17 protein-coding genes are annotated in these 19,718 nt (G+C 46.5%); 1 reads left to right on the top strand and 16 read right to left on the bottom strand.

Translation table 11 applies throughout. The annotated features are described in order from the left end of the window. Positions 1-69: 69 nt before the first annotated feature. On the top strand, positions 70-717 hold the full coding sequence (locus ACOJUR_RS07780) for a helix-turn-helix domain-containing protein (RefSeq protein ID WP_238413465.1): 648 nt from the start codon (positions 70-72) through the stop codon (positions 715-717). A 116-nt stretch (positions 718-833) separates the two neighbouring features. On the opposite strand, the gene ACOJUR_RS07775 is transcribed toward ACOJUR_RS07780, so the two are convergent. The 16 genes from ACOJUR_RS07775 to infB all read right to left on the bottom strand — a co-directional run bounded on the left by ACOJUR_RS07775 (position 834) and on the right by infB (position 19,716). Continuing rightward, positions 834-2,492, bottom strand: a complete 1,659-nt coding sequence (locus ACOJUR_RS07775; RefSeq protein ID WP_420949652.1) for a ribonuclease J — start codon at positions 2,490-2,492, stop codon at positions 834-836. 437 nt (positions 2,493-2,929) lie between these two features. Beyond that, complete coding sequence (dapA, locus tag ACOJUR_RS07770; protein WP_420949651.1) at positions 2,930-3,820, bottom strand: 4-hydroxy-tetrahydrodipicolinate synthase; 891 nt, start codon at positions 3,818-3,820, stop codon at positions 2,930-2,932. Between the two features lie 6 nt (positions 3,821-3,826). Further along, entirely contained in the window at positions 3,827-5,053 is a 1,227-nt protein-coding gene (gene dapG, locus ACOJUR_RS07765; RefSeq protein WP_420950523.1) for an aspartate kinase, read from the bottom strand. A gap of 25 nt (positions 5,054-5,078) precedes the next feature. Beyond that, positions 5,079-6,119, bottom strand: a complete 1,041-nt coding sequence (locus ACOJUR_RS07760) for an aspartate-semialdehyde dehydrogenase (RefSeq protein WP_420949650.1) — start codon at positions 6,117-6,119, stop codon at positions 5,079-5,081. A gap of 13 nt (positions 6,120-6,132) precedes the next feature. Then, the gene (locus ACOJUR_RS07755) at positions 6,133-6,768 is read right to left on the bottom strand and encodes a dipicolinate synthase subunit B (RefSeq protein WP_238413744.1); all 636 of its coding nucleotides are present in this window, start codon (positions 6,766-6,768) and stop codon (positions 6,133-6,135) included. Positions 6,769-6,793: 25 nt separating this feature from the next. Continuing rightward, positions 6,794-7,699, bottom strand: coding sequence for a dipicolinate synthase subunit DpsA (gene dpsA / locus ACOJUR_RS07750; RefSeq protein ID WP_072874080.1), 906 nt, complete (start codon positions 7,697-7,699; stop codon positions 6,794-6,796). Between the two features lie 120 nt (positions 7,700-7,819). After that, complete coding sequence (gene dut, locus ACOJUR_RS07745) at positions 7,820-8,281, bottom strand: dUTP diphosphatase (protein WP_203114302.1); 462 nt, start codon at positions 8,279-8,281, stop codon at positions 7,820-7,822. Continuing rightward, positions 8,278-9,549 carry a M16 family metallopeptidase gene (locus ACOJUR_RS07740; RefSeq protein WP_420949649.1) on the bottom strand — a complete coding sequence of 424 codons (1,272 nt, stop codon included), beginning with the start codon at positions 9,547-9,549 and terminating at the stop codon, positions 8,278-8,280. Before ACOJUR_RS07740 ends, dut begins: the two co-directional genes overlap by 4 nt. Positions 9,550-9,679: 130 nt before the next feature. Continuing rightward, positions 9,680-10,624, bottom strand: coding sequence for a polysaccharide deacetylase family protein (locus ACOJUR_RS07735; RefSeq protein ID WP_083574198.1), 945 nt, complete (start codon positions 10,622-10,624; stop codon positions 9,680-9,682). 132 nt (positions 10,625-10,756) lie between these two features. Continuing rightward, complete coding sequence (pnp, locus tag ACOJUR_RS07730; protein WP_072874082.1) at positions 10,757-12,853, bottom strand: polyribonucleotide nucleotidyltransferase; 2,097 nt, start codon at positions 12,851-12,853, stop codon at positions 10,757-10,759. A gap of 137 nt (positions 12,854-12,990) precedes the next feature. Further along, the gene (rpsO, locus tag ACOJUR_RS07725) at positions 12,991-13,260 is read right to left on the bottom strand and encodes a 30S ribosomal protein S15 (RefSeq protein WP_072874083.1); all 270 of its coding nucleotides are present in this window, start codon (positions 13,258-13,260) and stop codon (positions 12,991-12,993) included. Between the two features lie 165 nt (positions 13,261-13,425). Next, entirely contained in the window at positions 13,426-14,397 is a 972-nt protein-coding gene (locus tag ACOJUR_RS07720) for a bifunctional riboflavin kinase/FAD synthetase (protein WP_072874084.1), read from the bottom strand. A 2-nt stretch (positions 14,398-14,399) separates the two neighbouring features. After that, positions 14,400-15,314, bottom strand: a complete 915-nt coding sequence (gene truB, locus ACOJUR_RS07715; protein ID WP_072874085.1) for a tRNA pseudouridine(55) synthase TruB — start codon at positions 15,312-15,314, stop codon at positions 14,400-14,402. Further along, positions 15,311-16,318: a DHH family phosphoesterase gene (locus tag ACOJUR_RS07710; protein ID WP_420949648.1), complete on the bottom strand. Its 1,008-nt coding sequence runs from the start codon at positions 16,316-16,318 to the stop codon at positions 15,311-15,313. Before ACOJUR_RS07710 ends, truB begins: the two co-directional genes overlap by 4 nt. A 21-nt stretch (positions 16,319-16,339) precedes the next feature. Further along, positions 16,340-16,810, bottom strand: coding sequence for a 30S ribosome-binding factor RbfA (rbfA, locus tag ACOJUR_RS07705; protein WP_420950522.1), 471 nt, complete (start codon positions 16,808-16,810; stop codon positions 16,340-16,342). A 44-nt stretch (positions 16,811-16,854) separates the two neighbouring features. After that, the gene (gene infB, locus ACOJUR_RS07700) at positions 16,855-19,716 is read right to left on the bottom strand and encodes a translation initiation factor IF-2 (protein ID WP_420950521.1); all 2,862 of its coding nucleotides are present in this window, start codon (positions 19,714-19,716) and stop codon (positions 16,855-16,857) included. Positions 19,717-19,718 lie beyond the last annotated feature (2 nt).

The following is a 19,718-nucleotide window of genomic DNA, read 5'->3' as shown; positions in this document are numbered from 1 at the left end:
GTAGAGGAAATCGAAACACGAAATAAATCCGTATGGATTAGTAAAAATTCATGATGTGGAGGTAGTAAAGTGGTGGAAAAAACGGCCGCAAACTTAGAGCAAACTGTTAAGTCTCTGCTGCGGCAACATTCCATGTCCATGCGTCAGTTGGCTGCTCTTACTGGAATTCACGTTGCAACGATTTCAAAGATGTTGCTCGGTAAACAACGAATTAATCCGGAATATTTGGAGAAAATTGCTGAGCATTTATCCGTCCATCCAACTCTGCTTTATCAAGCAGCAGGATTAAAAGTAGCCGATCACGTCGAGAAAAACGATCACTTATCACTTCATAGTTATTTTAAGGATATAATTGACTATACTGGATATTCATCCGTTACCTTGAACAGGCAATCCATTATGGATGAACTATTGAAATACGATGGATACGCCAAGACCAGTGAAGGAAAATTACTGATTGAAGAAAAATTCCCAGAAAAGAGACAGCAAATTTTTGGAACAGGACCGTTTATCGATGAATTGGATAATATGTATGAGCGTTATATTCACGGGGAAATTTCTGAAAAAGAAAAAATGATTTTAGGAAGTGGGTTGCTCTATTTTGTACTCGCGACAGATGCGATTCCAGATTTTATGTTTCCTATCGGTTATCTGGATGACGCTTTAGCCATTCAGATTACTCAAGAACGATTAATGGAGTTCTCTAAAAAAACATAAGAAGGGCTGCCCTCGACTGCTCGCCCCTTCTGTTAAAGGTTTGACCTTGTGGCTTCAGGGAAGCATAGGCAGAGTGGACAGCCCGACAATGATTTCAATGCTTTATGTTGTAACACTCACGCTTCCATGATAATAGGCAAAATCATGGGACGACGGCGCGTTTGCTCATATAGATATCTACCCAGTGTATCTCGAACAGCTGTTTTTAATGAAGACCACTCGCTGATATTATCTGAAACCATACGAACGAGTGTCGATTCAACCAATTTGGTTGCCTCATCCAATAACGCTTCTGATTCGCGAACATAAACAAATCCACGCGAAATAATATCCGGACCAGAGAGAATCGTACCGGAAGTTTTTGAAAGAGTCACAACCACAACCAGAATACCGTCTTGGGAAAGCAACTTTCTATCACGCAGCACAATATTCCCCACATCACCAACACCAAGACCATCAATCATGACCGTACCTGCAGGTACCTTGCCGCCAAAACGTGCCCTATCTCCCTCGAATTCGACCACATCACCCAACTCGGTGATAAAGATATTGTCCGGATCGACACCCAAATCAATAGCTAAATTAGCGTGCGTGCGCTGCATACGAAATTCACCATGCACTGGCAAAAAATATTTAGGACGTGTCAGATTAATCATCAATTTTAATTCTTCTTGGCTACCGTGACCGGAAACGTGAACGCCTTGATAAATAACGTTTGCCCCCGCTTTAAATAATTGATCTATTGTACGAGAAATAAATTTTTCGTTACCGGGAATCGGATGCGAAGCCAAAATCACCGTATCTCCCGGCATGATTTCTACTTTTCGATGCGCAGAACGAGCCATCCGAGTCAATGCTGACATCGGTTCCCCTTGACTCCCAGTAGAAAGAATTAACACCTTGTCCGGATCCATCCTGCCAATCTCATCGACGTCGATTAATGTGCTTGGCAGAACATTCAAATAGCCCAGTTGAATGGAAGTTTGAATATTATTAACCATACTGCGACCTACAATAGCGACTTTTCTCCCGTATCGCTCTGCTGCCGTAATAACCTGCTGTACCCGATGAATGTTGGAAGCGAAAGTGGACAAAATGATACGTCCTGGCGCTTGAGCAACCAAATGATCAATTGTTTTGCCCACCGATTTCTCTGAGGGAGTAAAACCTGGACGCTCAGCATTTGTACTGTCAGCAACCAATGCCAAAACTCCCTGACTTCCATAACCAGCTAATTTTTGCAAATCAGCCTGACGTCCGTCCACTGGAGTTTGATCGAATTTAAAGTCACCTGTATGCACTACCAAACCCTCTGGTGTATGAATTGCAAAACCAACTGTATCGGGTATCGAATGGTTAACATAAAAATACTCTACTGAAAATACGCCTGCCTGAATTTGTTGGTTGTCCCCAATGATATGCATTTTGACGGTATCCAGCAAATTGTGTTCTTTTAATTTGTTTTCAATTAAGCCAAGGGTCAATCGTGTACCATAAACAGGAACGTTGAGCGTTTTAAGAATATAGGGCAATCCACCGATATGATCTTCATGTCCATGCGTTACAAAAATCCCACGAACCTTTTCTTTATTTTCAACCAGAAAAGTAATATCAGGAATGACAATATCTACTCCGAGCATTTCTTCCTCTGGAAATTTTAATCCTGCGTCTACTACAATCATGTCATTGCCATACCAATACAAGGTCATGTTCTTTCCGATTTCTCCGACTCCGCCGAGCGGAACAATCGCTAATCTCGATTTACTTTTTGGCACAAAAACACCTCCGGAATATATATGAATATTTCAAAAATACAAAATTAAATAGACGTAACTTAAATGTGCGACATTAAATTTACCATAAATCATGAAAAAAAACCAAAAAATCCCATCATCATACCGTAGACGAACAGCTTTGTTATACGATTGCCGTACAGTCTCATTTCTCCGAACTCATTCCCATTCCGCAATCTGCAGAATCCGCCCACGGAACGAAGATAGGTTCTTTGAACTGCAAAGCCGCACCAGTCACTGTACTTCTATTATACCCTGCTCTTTGTGGGGATACAACTCGCCTCTTGAAAACTAAAGATGAAAAAACCAGCATACGATGGTGGAAACTCTGCAGTCTCCATCCATGGACGCTGGTTTTTTAACTGAACGATTGATAAACATCACTAGTGTTTCTCGTGAAGCAGTGAAACAATTCAATATTAGATACTTTGAAGGTAATCAAGCCTTAGCAGTTCTTTTCTTAATCGTTCGCACACCTGGGCAGGCGGCATTGTTACTGGCAAACGCGTTGAACCTACCGGGACGCCTATAGCCTCCAGAGACCATTTCAATGGCCCTGGACTTGTACTCATAAATAATGCTTCAAACAGCGACAATAGCATACCCGACCATCTTGCAGCTTCTTGGATGTTTCCTGCTACATATGCTTCTATAATTTGAGTCATTTCTCGACCAACCAAATGAGAAGCTACACTGACAACCCCATATCCGCCAACAGACAGAATAGGCAGTGTCAATTTGTCATCACCGGAGTATAGGTAGAAATCGTCTGGTTTATCAGCAGCAATCCTTAAAATTTGCGACATATCGGATGTTGCTTCTTTTAGGGCAAATACGTGAGGTATTTGTGCTAATTTCAAAACAGTATCAGGTTCAATATTGCTTGAAGTCCGGGTTGGTACATTATAGAGCATGATGGGAATTTGGATAGCATCAGCAATTGTTGCAAAATGCGCATACAACCCTTCCTGATTAGGACGATTGTAATACGGTGCAACAAGCAGTACACCATCTGCACCCATGGATTCAGCTTCTCGCGCTAATGCTACGCTTGATTTGGTATCATTCGTACCTGCACCTAACATCACCGGCACACGATGGTTTACGATTTCCATCGTCCATTCAAGAAGAGTAAGCTTTTCCTGGTGACTCAGCGTGGGAGATTCACCTGTTGTTCCAGCGACAATAATCGTGGTAGTTCCTGATGAAAGCAGATGTTCGATTAAAATAGAGAGACGATGCCTATCAATTTGCTCTCCATCATCTTCAAACGGAGTAGCCATCGCCGTAATAAGCCGTCCAAAATTCAAAGGAAGTCACCTCGAAACATTCTGTTGTACCAGTTCCTCAAGACAAAACTCTCGATGTAACGCGCGAACTGCGGTTTCCATTTGGTCCATCCGAACCAAACACCACATGGTTGTATGTGAATCAGCAAATTGCAGAATTTCTACATTTTCTTCCGCCAAAGCTGTATATATTCGAGCCATGACACCTGGAGTTCCAGCAATAGCAGCTCCTACACAAGAAACTTTAGCACAATCGGAAAGAACTTCCACGGAATAACCAGATTCATTTAACAAACGAACAGCTAGATCTGCTTTCGTATTAGGTACGGTATACGCTACTTTACCTTCCTGCACAGAAATGAAATCAACTGATATGTTGTGCTCAGCCATGATACGAAAAACTCTAGCGCCGTCTTTTCCTGATGCTGGAATTAACAAACGCGTAACGTGAGTGGTTTGCGTAACTCCAGTAATCAATTGATCATGGACGACATGGGTTTCCAAAAAAGAGACATGGCTTGTCACCAATGTTCCCTCATCCTCTAAAGCGGTACTGCGAACTCGGATGGGGATGTTCTTTTGCATGGCAATTTCCACTGCGCGCGGATGAATTACCTTCGCACCCTGATAGGCCAGATTACAAATTTCAGAATAGGTCACCTGGCGAATGCGTTTGGCATTGGTAACAATCCGTGGATCTGCCGTCATTATACCTTCTACATCTGTAAAAATATCAACATACTCAGCATCGAGTGCCACACCCAGTGCTGTCGCAGTCGTATCACTTCCCCCGCGCCCGAGCGTAGTGATATCTCCTTCAGGAGTCACACCCTGGAATCCCATGACCACCACTATACGATTCTGCCCCAATTCATGCAGGATTCGTGTCGGATTCACTTCTAAAACCCGCGCATTCGTAAAATCTTTGGTAGTGATAATTCCAGCCTGCGCCCCGTTCATCACCGTTACTTCATGTCCCCGGCTGCGCAATAAGCTGGAAAAGACCACTGCAGATATGGCTTCTCCACAAGACATAATGATATCCATATCACGGGGTGAAACGCTGGAAGCATTCTCAAACATGGAAAGCAATGTGTCAGTGGCATACGGCTCCCCACGTCGACCCATGGCAGAAACAACCACCACTACTCGATAGCCATCACTGAGTGCTCTCTCTATATGATTGGCAGCATAATTGCGCATTTCACTGGTGGCAACCGATGTACCGCCAAATTTTTGTACGAGGATTTTCACTCTCATCCACTCCTGACAAAGCCGTTCAATGCTCCTTGCCGAGCCAATCGTTTTTAACCAGTTCTTCCGCGATTTGTACCGCATTATAAGCGGCTCCCTTTAACAAGTTATCAGCGACTATGAAGAACTGTACACTTCGTTCATCAAATAAATCAGAACGTATTCTGCCTACAAAGGTTTGGCCGCTCCCTTCTACCATGCGCGGATGTGGCCAGATACCTTCTTCTGGACGATCCGCTAAACTGACACCTTCAGCCTGAGCTAGCAGCATACGCACTTCTTCGACAGAAACTGGTCGCGCAAAAGTCGCGCGAACTGACTCTGAGTGTCCATATACTACAGGTACTCGCACAGCCGTAGGCGCTACACGCAAGGTTGGCTGTTCAAGAATTTTTCTGCTTTCCTGGACCAGTTTCATTTCTTCTTTTGTATAGCCATTCTCTAAAAAGACATCGCATTGCGGCAAAACGTTAAACGCCATAGGTACATAGAAGGGTGCAGATGCCATCGGAAAAAGCGTACTCTCTTTAGCAGCAAAACCACTTTCGAGTTCTCGATGAAGCGCATCAATCGCTGTTTGCCCCATGCCACTGACAGCTTGATAAGTAGAGATAACCACTTCCTCTAATCCGAGCGAACGCAATGCATGCAAAACGACTACCAATTGAATGGTCGAACAGTTAGGATTAGCAATGATCCCCTTGTGGCGGCTCAGTGCATGAGGATTCACTTCAGGCACAACCAAGGGAACGTCTTCCTCCATTCGATAAGCACTGCTATTGTCCACCACAACCGCATGACTGCGAACAGCGAGTGGAGCGTACTGCTTGGATGTATTTGCCCCCGCACTAAAAAGAGCAATATCCACTCCTTCAAAGGAGTCTTCTTGAACAGCTTCTACTTGCAGTTTCTCGCCAGCATAGGACAGCGTTTGTCCGGCCGATCTCGGTGATGCTAACAATCGCAGTTCAGACAACGGAAAATTTCGCTGTTCCAAAACTTCTATCATCTTTCGGCCTACGGCGCCCGTAGCACCAAGAATCGCCACACGAACTGGATGGTTCACCCGTCTCTATCCCCTATTCACTATGATTTGCAGTCTCCTGCCAAGTTGGCTTGCGTTCATTTTGCCAACGTTCAATCAGGACTGGTTGCAATTGGCGTTTTTGCAATGCCCATTCAATGGTCTCGGGCAATTGGGTCATATCGGCCACAAGTGAATTCATTTTAACATGTGGAGCATCCTGTCCGAAGGGAACAAAGAAAATATTCTTCGTATTCATCAATTTTGCTACATTATATAGATTTAATCCAAGCCCATCATTGGTTGAAATGGCTAATATCACTGGACGATCATTTCGAAAGGTTGATTTTGCAGCCATCAAAACGGGAGAATCGGTATTTGCTGCCGCTAAGCGAGAGAGAGAACTGCCTGTGCAAGGCGCAATCACAAAAGCATCCAAGCGTTTTTGTGGACCCAAAGGTTCTGCTTCTGGTATGCTCGTAATAGCCTTCTGACCGGTAAGACGCTCTATCTTTGCCGCCCATTCACCTGCTTCCCCAAAACGTGTGGAAACAGTTTGAACCGAATGCGAAAAAACAGGCACCACTGTAACTTTTGTTTCTACTAATTGTTCTATAATAGGATAGACTTCTTCGTAAGTACAATGGCTGCCCGTGACGCCAAAACCTATAGTCTTTCCTTCTAATGTCAATGACTTCACGTCCCTTTTCACAAAATTATCCTTTCTCATGTACCTCTGGTTCCGCATCCTTGACGTTCATCAAGCGACAGATGCTCTCAGCTATAATCTTGCCGGCCGTCTTTGGGGCCACAATGCCCGGCAGGGAGGGGGCCAGAATCGCTGTCATACCGCGCCGCTCTGCATAACGAAAATCCGTACCGCCTGGTGCGGAAGCAATATCAATAATGACCGCGTCTAAACGCATTTCTTTTAAAATAGCTGCCGGTAAAACCAATGCGGGAATGGTATTAAAGACAATATCTGCATCTTGCACAGCTTCCAGCAAGCGCTCAAAAGGAACATCCTGCATACCCATTTCACGTATTCGTGCTAACTCCGGTAGTGGTTTAGCAACCACTCGCACATGCGCCCCTAAAGCGTGAAGCGTCCTTGACAATGTTTTTCCACACCTGCCAAAACCAAGCACAACTACGTTAGAATCGTGGATGGTGACTTCCGTCTTCTCCATAGCCAGAGCAATCGCGCCTTCTGCTGTGGGAATCGAATTCAAAATAGCCACTTCATCTTGTTCCATCAATTTAACTAAGCAAAGCCCATACTCCGAACAAATACTTTCCAAACGATTGCGCGCGATCCCGGTAAATACCTTGGCTCCTGGTTTAAGAGCTGCAAAATGATGTTCATTCAAAATCAGTGGTTCGCGAGAGAAACGCGTCTGTACTGAGCCATCCTCTGCCATTCCAGCTACAGGCAAAACAAGCGCATCGGCACCCGCAAACGTTTCGACCGTCAAATCAGCATGGGTGGTGTCGGTAAAAGTTCGGTTGCACAATTCAAAACCGACCAAAGTTACTGTGGCGTCATTATCAACAACCTGCTGAATCACTTCCAACTGGCGCAAATCGCCTCCAACAAAGATAAAACGCCGTCCTGTCAGCATGACCACACCTCCAAGCCAGGTATACCAGCCTATGTGCATGCACTTGGATGAGTGCAAAAAAAATAAGCCGCCCTTTGTTCTTAGGCAGCTTTGGATAGGCTTATGAAAACAGGCTTATGTTTAAGATTCTCCGGTGGATCCAAAACCTCCCTTTCCACGCTCGGTAGGGCTAAGTGATGCTGAAAGCACCCAATGGGCATGAAAAATAGGAAGAAAAACAATTTGGGCAACGCGATCGCCCGATTGAATGGAAACTGGTTGGTCGCCGAAATTTTGCAAAAGTACCTGTAATTCTCCACGATAGTCGGAATCAATCACACCGACTCCGTTTGGCAAACCAAGTCCGTAACGCCATGCATGTCCGCTTCTTGCAAAAATCAGTCCAACACAGTTATTGTCCGGCATTTCAATGGCAATTCCCGTTGGAATACGGACACGTTGTTGAGGCTGGATGAGCAACGGTTCTGGTAGACAAGCGTATAAATCAGCACCTGCTGCTCCTTCTGTTTGTGGTTTGGGTAAAAATTCAGAACTAGCGTAAGGTGAAACGATGCGATACTGAATGACAATTTGAGAATTCATGCGTTCACCAATCCACTGTTTTGAATGGCAGCCTGTACATCCACCTCAGACATAGGGCCTACTGTAGAAATGGCAAATGGATGCTGCAACAACTGTCGGGAAACACGAAGGACATCTTCTGTCCGTACAGCATCAATAGCAGCCAATGTCTCTTCAATGCTGATACTGCGCCGCAGCAACAGTTCATTTTTGCCAAGCCGGCTCATTCGACTGCTTGTACTCTCCAAACCTAACATCATAGAACCTTTGAGTTGGGCTTTACCTTTGTTTAGTTCTTCCTCGCTTAAACCTTTTTCAGCAAACCGCGCAACACACTCTTGTATCAATTGGAGCACATCGGAAAGATTTTCAGGCGATGTACCTGTATATATGCCAAACATTCCGCAATCCAAATAGGAAGAATGATAAGAGAAAACAGAATACGCCATACCTCGCTCTTCACGAATTTCCTGAAAGAGTCGAGAAGACGGATTACTTCCAAGCGCATTGTTCATCAAAATCAAGGCGTACATATCCGGATGACCAGCAGGCAATCCTGGGGCTGCCAAAGCGACATGCATTTGCTCAATATCCTTTTGACGCACAACGACCGGTGTCCGAAAAGGCGGCTCTACCAATTGACGACTACCAGTTCCCGAGGGTTGATAATGGCCAAACAGACGGCCAAAGGTTTCTATCACTCGAGCCTCAGAAATATTGCCAGCCACTGAGATGACAATATCGTTCCCCTGGTATCTGGATTCGATATAGGAAAGCAAATCCTGTCTGGAGAAACTTCGCAGATTCTCCTCTAATCCAAGAATCGTAAAACCTAGCGGATGCTCCCCATAGATACCTTCTGCCAAAAGATCCATCACAAGTTCATCCGGTGTGTCCTCATACATGTGAATCTCTTCTATAACTACCTTGCGTTCTTTGTCCATTTCATCGACTTGAAATTGAGAATGCAGCAACATATCACTGAGTGTATCTGCAGCAATTTCAAAATGGTCATCAAGAACGCGCGCGTAAAAGCACGTATATTCTTTAGATGTAAAGGCGTTAACCTGACCTCCAAGATTGTCAAACAGTTCTGCCAATGCTTTGGCAGAATAACGTTCTGTTCCTTTAAAAAACATGTGTTCTAAAAAATGGCTAACTCCGTTGTTTTGCTTATTTTCAAAACGCGATCCGGTACCTATCCAAATTCCAATCGCAACGGATCGCAGAAATGGAATTTCTTCTCCAACAATGCGAACGCCTGAAGGCAGTTGATGACGGTAGCTCACAGTCTGATTATCCTCCTCAAACCTGACGCAGTAACTGTGCCAAGCCTATCCGCAACTATATCAGACTGTCGCATCTATACTCAAGAAAAATTTCTACACACTCTTGCTATTTTTTTATTTTGTAAACCACTTAATTCTGCTCTTTGGCCAAAACCTTTGGTGGATGAGTCATTCTGCGTTCAGCCAACACATCACTGACCGTTTTTATACAATATCCCTGATTGCGCAATAAATGAATGATTTGCGGCAAAGCTTGTGCTGTTTCCGCTGTCGGATGCATGAGAATCATCATGCCTGGTGTCAACTGTGAACGAACACGCTCGAGAATAACAGCAGGGCGGGGATGTTTCCAATCCACAGTATCGGCTGTCCAAAGAATAACCGTCGTTTGACGATGCCGGGCTAATTGCACCAGTCGCTCGTCATAACTGCCTGACGGTGGAGCGATGATTCGGCTATCAACACCGAGTTGAGTATAGAGTATCGTATGTGTGACATCCAATTGACGGCTTAACTTTTCCATACTCAATTGGCGAAAATCAGGATGGCCTGTCCCATGGCTACCGATATCTTGGCCTTCTTCCACTAATTTGCGAGCTAAAGTAAGATTTTTCTTGACCCAAGCTCCGTCAAGAAAAAAAGTGGCTCGCACGCCTTCTTTATGCAAAGTTTCAATCATGGATGGAAGATACTCTTCTCCCCATGAAACATTAATCATCAGCGTAGCTGATTTTTCAGTCGCAGGTGCACGGTAAACTGGAGCCGGTGGCAATTTCTCCAAATGCTCCGTGGGAGCAACAGATTTCCATTGCAAGTGATACTTCCCGTCAGTTGCCGAAGCGGTCAGCCGCTGAGAAGCTGGAATATCAAGCTGCCAACCCGACAGACCGGGAATTCCTTTCCAAACACGATCGATGCGGGCATTTGTTGGTGCTTGGCCAAACTCTTTATTCAATCGCACAAAATCATCTGTCGTTGTGGGAACAGCCAGAACTGTTGGATGGATACAAGTCATCAGGCAGCATAAAGCTGCTACAGCTCTGGCTGCGATGTGTGAAGCGCGTAAAAAAGACACCTCTCATCCCTCGCTTTCGTGAGTCTCTCGGTTTTTCGGAAGAAAAGACCCACTGCTTTCAAGTACTGTCGAGGATAAGGTGCCCAAAAATGCTTCCATTCACACAAAGGTTGATACAAAATGAATCACAAATTACAGAGAAGCCATATCCGATTCATTCTTTAAAGCTTCCTTGCGAGAGAGGTTCAGTCGGCCTTGTGCATCAATTTCTGTTACTTTCACAGTCAGCGGATCGCCCACTGAACAAACGTCCTCTACTTTGTTGACACGTTGCATATCCAACTGAGAGATGTGCACCAGTCCCTCTTTACCAGGCAAAATTTCCACGAAGGCACCGTATTTTTCCACACGGGTTACTCGGCCTACATAGGTTTGGCCGACTTCTACTTCGCGAGCAATATTCTCAATCGTCTGTTTGGCACGATGAGCCATTTCCGCATCCATACCGTGAATAAAGATTCGTCCATCTTGCTCAATATCAATTTTTACGCCAGTTTCTTCAATAATTTTGTTAATCACACGACCACCAGGTCCAATCACATCACGAATCTTATCTGGATGAATGCGCATGGAAAGCACGCGTGGTGCATATTGCGATAATTCTGGACGCGGCTTAGAAATGGCTTCCATCATTTTCTGCAGTATAAAAAGACGGCCCACACGCGCCTGCTGTAAAGCTCGCTCTAGAATTTCGCGATTGATACCAGCAATTTTGATATCCATTTGTAAGGCAGTGACGCCTTTTTCGGTCCCAGCTACCTTAAAGTCCATATCACCAAGATGGTCTTCCATACCTTGGATGTCCGTCAAGATGGCTACGTCTTCACCTTCTTTGACAAGTCCCATAGCTATCCCGGCTACGGGTGCTTTGATAGGCACTCCCGCATCCATCAGGGCCATCGTACTGCCACAAATGCTTGCTTGAGAGGTCGATCCGTTAGATTCCAATATCTCAGAGACCACACGAATCGCGTAAGGGAACTCTTCAGGTGATGGAATCACAGCGTCAAGAGCCCGCTCACCAAGTGCGCCATGACCAATATCGCGGCGGCTCGGCGCGCGCAAAGGACGTGCTTCACCCACGCTAAAGGGAGGAAAATTGTAATGATGCATATAGCGATTGGAAGCTTCTAACTCTAAACCATCCAAAATTTGCTCATCACCCATGGCGCCAAGTGTACAAACCGATAACGCCTGCGTCTGCCCCCGAGTAAAAAGACCGCTTCCATGGGCTCTCGGCAAAACTCCGACCTCACAAGAAATCGGTCGAATTTCATCCAGCTGACGTCCATCGGGCCGCAAACCTTCTTTAAGAATCGCTGTGCGAACTTCTTCTTTGAGCAAATCGTGCAAGATTTCGTCCATCCAGGCCTCGTCTTCCGGATATTGCTCAAGAAGTTTTTCTTTGACACTCGTATTAACGGTGGCAATGTTCTCTTCACGTGTCTGCTTGTCCGGATGGCGTACAGCAAGACGCAATTGTTCACCAAGAACTTCACGAATAGCTTGTACCAATTCCGCAGGAGCTTGACGCAAAACAACTTCGCGCTTGCTCACGCCCACTTTTTCAGCGAATACCTGAATTTCAGCAATAATCGCCTGAATATGTCGGTGTCCAAATAAAATAGCCTCAAGCATTTGCTCTTCAGGTACTTCTTCAGCACCTGCTTCAACCATGACAATGGCGTCTTTGGTGCCCGCGACCACCAGATGCATTTGACTTCGAGTCGCTTCTTCAACAGATGGATTGAGAACAAACTGACCATCAATCAGCCCTACAATCACACCAGCAATCGGTCCATCAAAAGGAATGTCTGAAATCGTCAGCGCTGCTGATGTACCAATCATTGCAGTGATTTCTGGGGCACAGTCTTGATCGACTGACATGACGAGATCGACCACTTGCACTTCATTGCGAAAACCTTCAGGAAATAATGGACGAATGGGGCGGTCAATCAGCCGTGAAGCGAGTATCGCTTTCTCACTGGGCCGACCCTCTCGTTTAATGAATCCTCCGGGAATCTTACCGACTGCATAAAGACGTTCCTCGTAATTAACAGTCAATGGGAAAAAATCAAGATCTTTTGGCTCTTTTGAAGCCGTCACTGTGGCCAGAATCATGGTATCTCCATATCTGGCATCAACAGCCGCTGTTGCCTGTTTGGCCATTTTGCCAGTTTCCAGTACAAACTTGCGACCGGCGACCATAAACTCATGCCGCACAACCATACAACAATTTTCCTCCTCTATCCTGTCGTTGTTATTTCTATCCAGGATTACATTTTGTGCAATTGAACGATGGATTTACAAGCTAAACGAACAATGCAGACGCATGCAAAACAAGCGGGCCTTAGCCCGCTTGCAATCTATCTGCGCAATCCTAGCGTCTGAATCAACTCACGATATCGATTGACATCTTTCTTGCGAAGATAGTTCAGCAAGTTTCTACGATGACCAATCATTTTATACAAACCGCGACGGGAGTGATGGTCTTTCTTGTGTTCACGAAAATGTTCCGTCAGATAATTAATTTTTTCAGTAAGAATGGCAATCTGAACTTCTGGACTTCCTGTGTCTGAATCATGCAGGCGAAATTTCTCGACAATTTGCTTCTTTTGTTCATTAGTTAACAAAATAACCTCTCCTCTGTTGGCTCACGAAATCCCTCCTGCCGAAGCTGCCGTCAGGAGCAAACGAACAACTGCGACAGAGTTCCATTCTCATGTGAGCTAAATCAATGTCAATGACTCACAAAATATAGCACACTCCAGCAACTTCGTGCAATCTCAGGAAGAGGGCGATCACGATGTTTGTCCCATACCAAGCATTTCCCTGGCTATCTGCACGTCCTCACGAATCTGTGTTTCCAACTCTGCAAGTGACGCGAATTTCTTCTCATCGCGAATTCTGCGCAGAAATTGTATACGCAAGGTCGAGCCATACAAATCCCCTGAGAAATCGAGCAGATGAACTTCTAGTTTCTCGGCCACACCATCGACTGTCGGTCGTACGCCAAGATTGGCCACGCCAAACCAATGTCGACCCGATGTTGCATAAGGAGCCGTATCGACCGCTACTACATATACCCCGCGCTTTGGCAAAACATAACTGTCCAGCTTCCCTATATTGGCTGTTGGAAAACCGAGTTCTCTTCCTCGCTTGTCCCCTGTCTCCACCAAACCCGTAACACCATACGGACGTCCGAGCAAAGCTTCTGCAGCTTCCACACGTCCAGTTTGCAAATGTTTGCGAATTTGAGAAGACGAAACCTTTATACCATTTTCTTCTACATGGTGAACGACGTTGACCGGAATATTGTGTGGCTGACAAAGCTTAGCTAATTCTTCAGCTGTCGCTCGCCCACCCTGGCCAAATCGAAAGTCATGCCCTACAACTATGCTCTTCGCTCCGAGCGGAAGAAGGTAGTTGGCGAGGAATTCCTCTGGGCTGGTATTCATAAAAACCTGGTTAAAATGTGCCAAATAAAGACGTTCTACACCAAATTGTTCGAGCCAATATGTCTTTTCCGGCAATGGTGTAAGGAGACGCAAATATTGTTCGTCCCCTGTCAACACGTATGTAGGATGAGGTTGAAAACTCAAGACTGCCACTTGACCTGCTCGAGAGTCAGACGCAAGCTCTGCACGAGCTTTGGCAAGAATGGCCTGATGCCCAATATGCACGCCGTCAAACTTGCCGATGGCCAGTACACAGGGAGATAAAATCTCTCCAGCAGCAAAAGACGGCCCTTCAATGTCTATCCGTTGCAACATTTCTATTCACCTCTTTTCCAAAAAACTTTCTGCGGTTTCAATATCCACACGCCCGTTCGTTCCTGAATCGGCGTTGCACTAGCAACCAATCGTCCACCGCATGTCAAAAACACGGTTTCCGTCCAAACATGACTATTGCCTTGCACATAACGCAATTTCTGGCCACAGGCCAAACGCTCTGCCTCTGGCAGAGAAACCTCTAATTGTTGATAGTGCTTCAGCGCGTCAAGCGGATGACGAAGATATTTTAATCGTTGCTCATCTCCCAAAAGAGTAGCTAATGGTATACATTCTTCAATATCCATACCACTTGCCATCGTGCGGCGCAAGCTGCGAAGGTGGGCTGGGACACCAAGCAGCCGTCCAAAATCTCTACACAGGGAACGAATGTACGTCCCCGCACTGCAAGTTACTTGAAACTGCAAAAGCCACGTTTCACCCGTGTTGTCTGATTCTGGCGCCACATGAAATTCGAGAATTCGCACTTGCCGCGTAGGTGGATTGAAATCAGCTCCTGAGCGGGCCAAGTCATAGGCACGTTGCCCAGCTATATGCACTGCCGAATAACGAGGTACTTGTTGATCAATGATACCCATCAGACAACTGGCGGCTCTTTCTGCCTCTTGCAAGGTAAGGCCCTGGGTTGAACCGATTTCCAACACTTGACCTTCAGCATCATCCGTGCTGGTACCAACGCCAAGCAACAAGGTGCCCGTGTAAGTTTTGTCGCTCCCAGTCATATATTCGAGCAATCGCGTAGCTTCTCCCAGACACAAAAGAAGTACGCCCGTTGCAGCCGGATCGAGCGTACCTGCATGTCCTACACGCCGAATGCCATAAGCGCGACGTACTCGTTGGACCACATCATGCGAAGTTATACCAGCTGGTTTGTCAACAGGCAACAAACCCCAACTCATGCCAATCCAGCCTCCGCGAGCGCTGCTTCAATCGCAGCAGACACTTTATCCATAGCAATATCAAGCGTGTCCATGATCACACAACCTGCTGCCCGAACATGACCACCGCCGCCAAATTGTTGCGCTACTCGTGAAACATCAACTCGCCGTTTGGAACGAAGCGAAACTTTAACTGTACCTTCCTCTGTTTCGCGAAAGAGCATCCCCACTTCAACCGTATCAATCGAGCGGGCAAATCCTACCAAGCCTTCCACATCGTCATCGTTTGCACCTGCACCATCCAACATACCGCGCGTAACATAAATCGCAGCATAGAGGCCATTGCGCGAGACTGTCAAATTAGCAAGCGCCATCTGCAACAGATGCATTTGTGCGGCCGAACGCGATTCCAGCGCTGGTTCAGCAATATCATAAGGTTGAACACCTGCCGCTAATAATTCTGCGGCAATTTGGTGCACAGCTTTTGTTGTATTCGGTTGGATAAACCCCGCCGTGTCAGTCAGAATTCCGGTGTAAAGAGCCGCAGCTAGAGACTGCTGCATCGGTTGTTGCAATTGTTGAGCTAAATAGAAGATCAATTCACAAGTAGCCGCGGCGTCAGCATCCACATAATTGGCCATCCCATAACGCGGATTCGTACGGTGATGGTCAATATTGACAATCGTCGCCTGATTGGCAATCCAACCATGCAACCCTTGAAAACGCATCTCGTCTGCGCAGTCAACGGCAATTACATGGGAAAAACGCTCGCCTGCAAAATGGGAGGCAAGTTGAGCCTTCCCAAAAAACTCCAGATAATCAAAGCGACGCGGCAAAACGGTCTCTGTCAGGAAAGTCCATTTTTTACCCAGTTGCTCAAGAATATGGGCGATGGCTAAAGCACTGCCAATCGCATCACCGTCTGGCCGCTCATGTGTCACAATCAGCCAATTGTCGCCATTTTTCATAACTTCCACTACATGCTGTATATCGTCGGTGAATTTGGGATTTGGCAGGATTGCCATTCAGTTGTTCCCCTTTCCACCTTAGTCATTCTCACTTGTCCGAAATTCTTGATTCAAATGGTTATTAGAAACTTGTCCCCCAGCCGCTTCGGAGGATGGACGCGAATCTTCCAAAGACTTAAGCACTGTCTGAATATGGGCGCTGTATTCACCGGAATCGTCAAGTTTAAAAATGATTTCCGGGGCTAACCGAAGATGTAGACGGCGAGCAATTTCTCCCCGCACAAAACCAGCTGCTTTCTGCAGCGACTGTAAAACTTCTTCTTTTTTAACCGCGTCGCCAAACACACTGACATACGCTTTTGCGTGCTGCAAATCTCCAGCCATGTCTACCCTGGTCACCGTAATAAAACCGAGTTCTTGATTTTTTAAGTGATTTTGCAAAATATCCGCCAATTCTTTTTTCATCTGCTCACCTACGCGAGCTACGCGGATTTTACTCAAATGCCATCTTCCTTTCAGCCCGTGGTATGGGCAGGCCGAAAACGGCATGCGAATTCGGCTCTCCACCTTGCGTCCCAAACCTGCCGGTTAGCTCAATGTACTTTTAGAGCCTCCATTTTGAAGGCCTCTATGACATCGCCAACCTTAATATCGTTAAATTTCTCTAGTGTAATACCACATTCAAAGCCTGTTTGAACTTCCCGAGCGTCGTCTTTGAAACGCTTCAAGGTATCCAGAGCACCTTCGTAAATCACCACACCGTCACGAACGAGACGAGCTTCCGCATCACGCGTCATTTTGCCATCCGTAACATAGCATCCCGCAACCGTACCCACGCGAGAAATGGTGAAAACTTGACGCACTTCCGCATGACCAAGAACGACTTCCTTGTATTCAGGATCAAGCATACCTTTCATGGCCGCTTCAAGTTCTTCTATAGCGTTGTAGATGACCCGATAGAGACGAATATCCACTTTTTCCGCTTCCGCCGCACGTTTTGCGTTAACATCAGGACGCACATGGAAACCTATGATAATGGCGTTTGAAGCACTCGCCAGCGAAACATCGGATTCCGTAATCGCACCCGCACCACGATGAATCACTTTTACGCGCACGCCTTGCACTTCAATTTTCTCAATCGCTCCTACAAGCGCTTCGACAGACCCTTGAACATCCGCTTTGACAATCACATTTAACTCTTTGACATTTCCTTCCTGAATCTGGCGATACAAATCATCCAGCGTGACACGCGATGTACTGCTCATAGCTTCCGCTTTTTCGCGGTTCAAACGCTTTTGGACAAGAGCTCGCGCCGCGCGCTCTTCATCATAGACAACAAACAAATCGCCTGCGCTAGGCACATCACCTAAGCCTTGAATTTCGACGGGTGTTGAAGGGCCAGCATCTTTCAAACGACGGCCCCGATCGTCAACCATGGCTCGTACGCGGCCAAAGCTGGTACCTGCCACAACAATGTCGCCAACTTTGAGTGTTCCGTTTTGCACCAACACGGTGGCTACCGGACCGCGGCCTTTGTCCAATTTTGCTTCAATGACCGTACCTCGTGGACGGCCTTCCGGATTGGCTTTCAAATCCTGCATATCAGCAACAAGCAGGACCATTTCAAGCAAATCGTCAAGACCTTCTTTTTTCAAAGCGGAGATGTTGACAAAAATCGTATCGCCGCCCCATTCCTCAGAGACCAAACCGTACTGCGTCAACTCTTGTTTAATGCGATCAGGATTAGCATCCGGTTTGTCAATCTTATTGATGGCCACCATTATGGGCACATTGGCAGCTTTGGCGTGATCGATAGCTTCAATCGTCTGCGGCATGACACCATCGTCTGCTGCTACAACCAAGATGGTAATATCCGTGACCTGCGCCCCGCGAGCACGCATGGTTGTAAAAGCTGCGTGACCAGGGGTATCCAGGAACGTGATGAGCCTATTGTTAATTTCCACTTGATAGGCACCAATATGCTGTGTAATACCGCCAGATTCGGTTGCTGTTACACGACTTTGACGAATCGCATCCAGCAATGTGGTCTTACCGTGATCGACATGACCCATGATGGTGACAACCGGAGGACGGGTAATCAGATTTTCCGGTTTTTCTTCTTCCATCAGCATATCCAATGCTTCTTCATCTACTGGTTCAACCACACTGAGTTTAATCTGATATTCATCAGCAATCAGTTCCATAGCGTCTGTGTCAATTTCCTGGTTGATGGTAGCCATAATTCCCAGGAAGAGCAATTTCTTAATGATTTCAGACGCCTCACGACGAATCAATTTGGCAAAATCACCAACTGTCATTGGACCTTCTACCGTTACCTCGGTAGGAAGTTCCACCTTGCGCTGTTCGCGCTGACCTGTTTTGCGGCGCGCGCGCAATTTCTCCTCATTAAACTGTTCTTTTCGATCGCGATTAAAATCTGGACGATTTTTTTCCCGCTCTTTACGAGAAGGCGCCGCGCCTTTCTGAGGAGCAACTGCTGCTACTGTTGCGCTACCACCTGAACGGCCACCGCCAAATCCTCCACTGGGTCGACCAGCACCTGCAAAAGCACCAGGACGATCGGAACGATTGCCAGGACGAGCAGTTCCGCCTCCTGGAGAACGCCGATCGCTCGCAGAACGCTGATCTTTGTCGCGGCCAAACCCACCGGAGCGGTTGCCGCCACCGTCTCGCTGGCCGCCATAACCACCAGAGCGGTTGCCGCCGCCGTCTCGCTGACCTCCATAGCCACCAGAGCGGTTGCCGCCGCCGTCTCGCTGACCTCCATAGCCACCAGAGCGGTTGCCGCCACCGTCTCGCTGGCCGCCATAGCCACCAGAGCGGTTGCCACCTCCGTCTCGCTGACCACCATAGCCACTAGAACGATGTTCACTACGCGATGGAGCCGATTGGTTTTCAGAACTTTGAGCAGATCGCGAGGCAACTGCATTCCCATTCCTGTCGGAACGTTGTTCAGATTTCTCAGAGTTGTACGTATCGGTTGTCAAATCTCTACCTCTTGTTCCAGCATTTGCATTCCTGCCTTCGACACTGCGCTGAACGTCAGCGGATTGCCCACTTGCTTCAGTCGATAGCTCTCTTACAGTAGATTTAGCCACTGTTCCCGATTCAGCGTTAGGAGCATCTTTGTTGCTTGATTTTGGACGATCTGCACCAGAGATATGGGCAGAAGTGGATGTATGCTGATGCCTTTCATCCATGCGTTCCCTGCCCATTTCATTGGCAGAACTCGATTCCGCAGCGTGTTCTCGCTGTTTCTGCTTATCACGCAATTCTTTCTCAACTTCCGAAGCATGCCGTTTCGCAGCTCTCTGCTTGACATCCTGGAAGAATTGTTCTACTTTTTGCACCATTTGATCGTCCATCACACTCATGTGATTAGCAACCGGCTCGCCAACGCGTGATAGTATCGTTAAAATTTCCTTACTCGACATAT

The organism is Alicyclobacillus tolerans (genome assembly GCF_048984885.1).
Classification (GTDB): Bacteria; Bacillota; Bacilli; order Alicyclobacillales; family Alicyclobacillaceae; genus Alicyclobacillus_I; species Alicyclobacillus_I tolerans.
The sequence above is the reverse complement of the archived record's forward strand: the minus strand, read 5'-3'. Positions and strand labels throughout refer to the sequence as shown.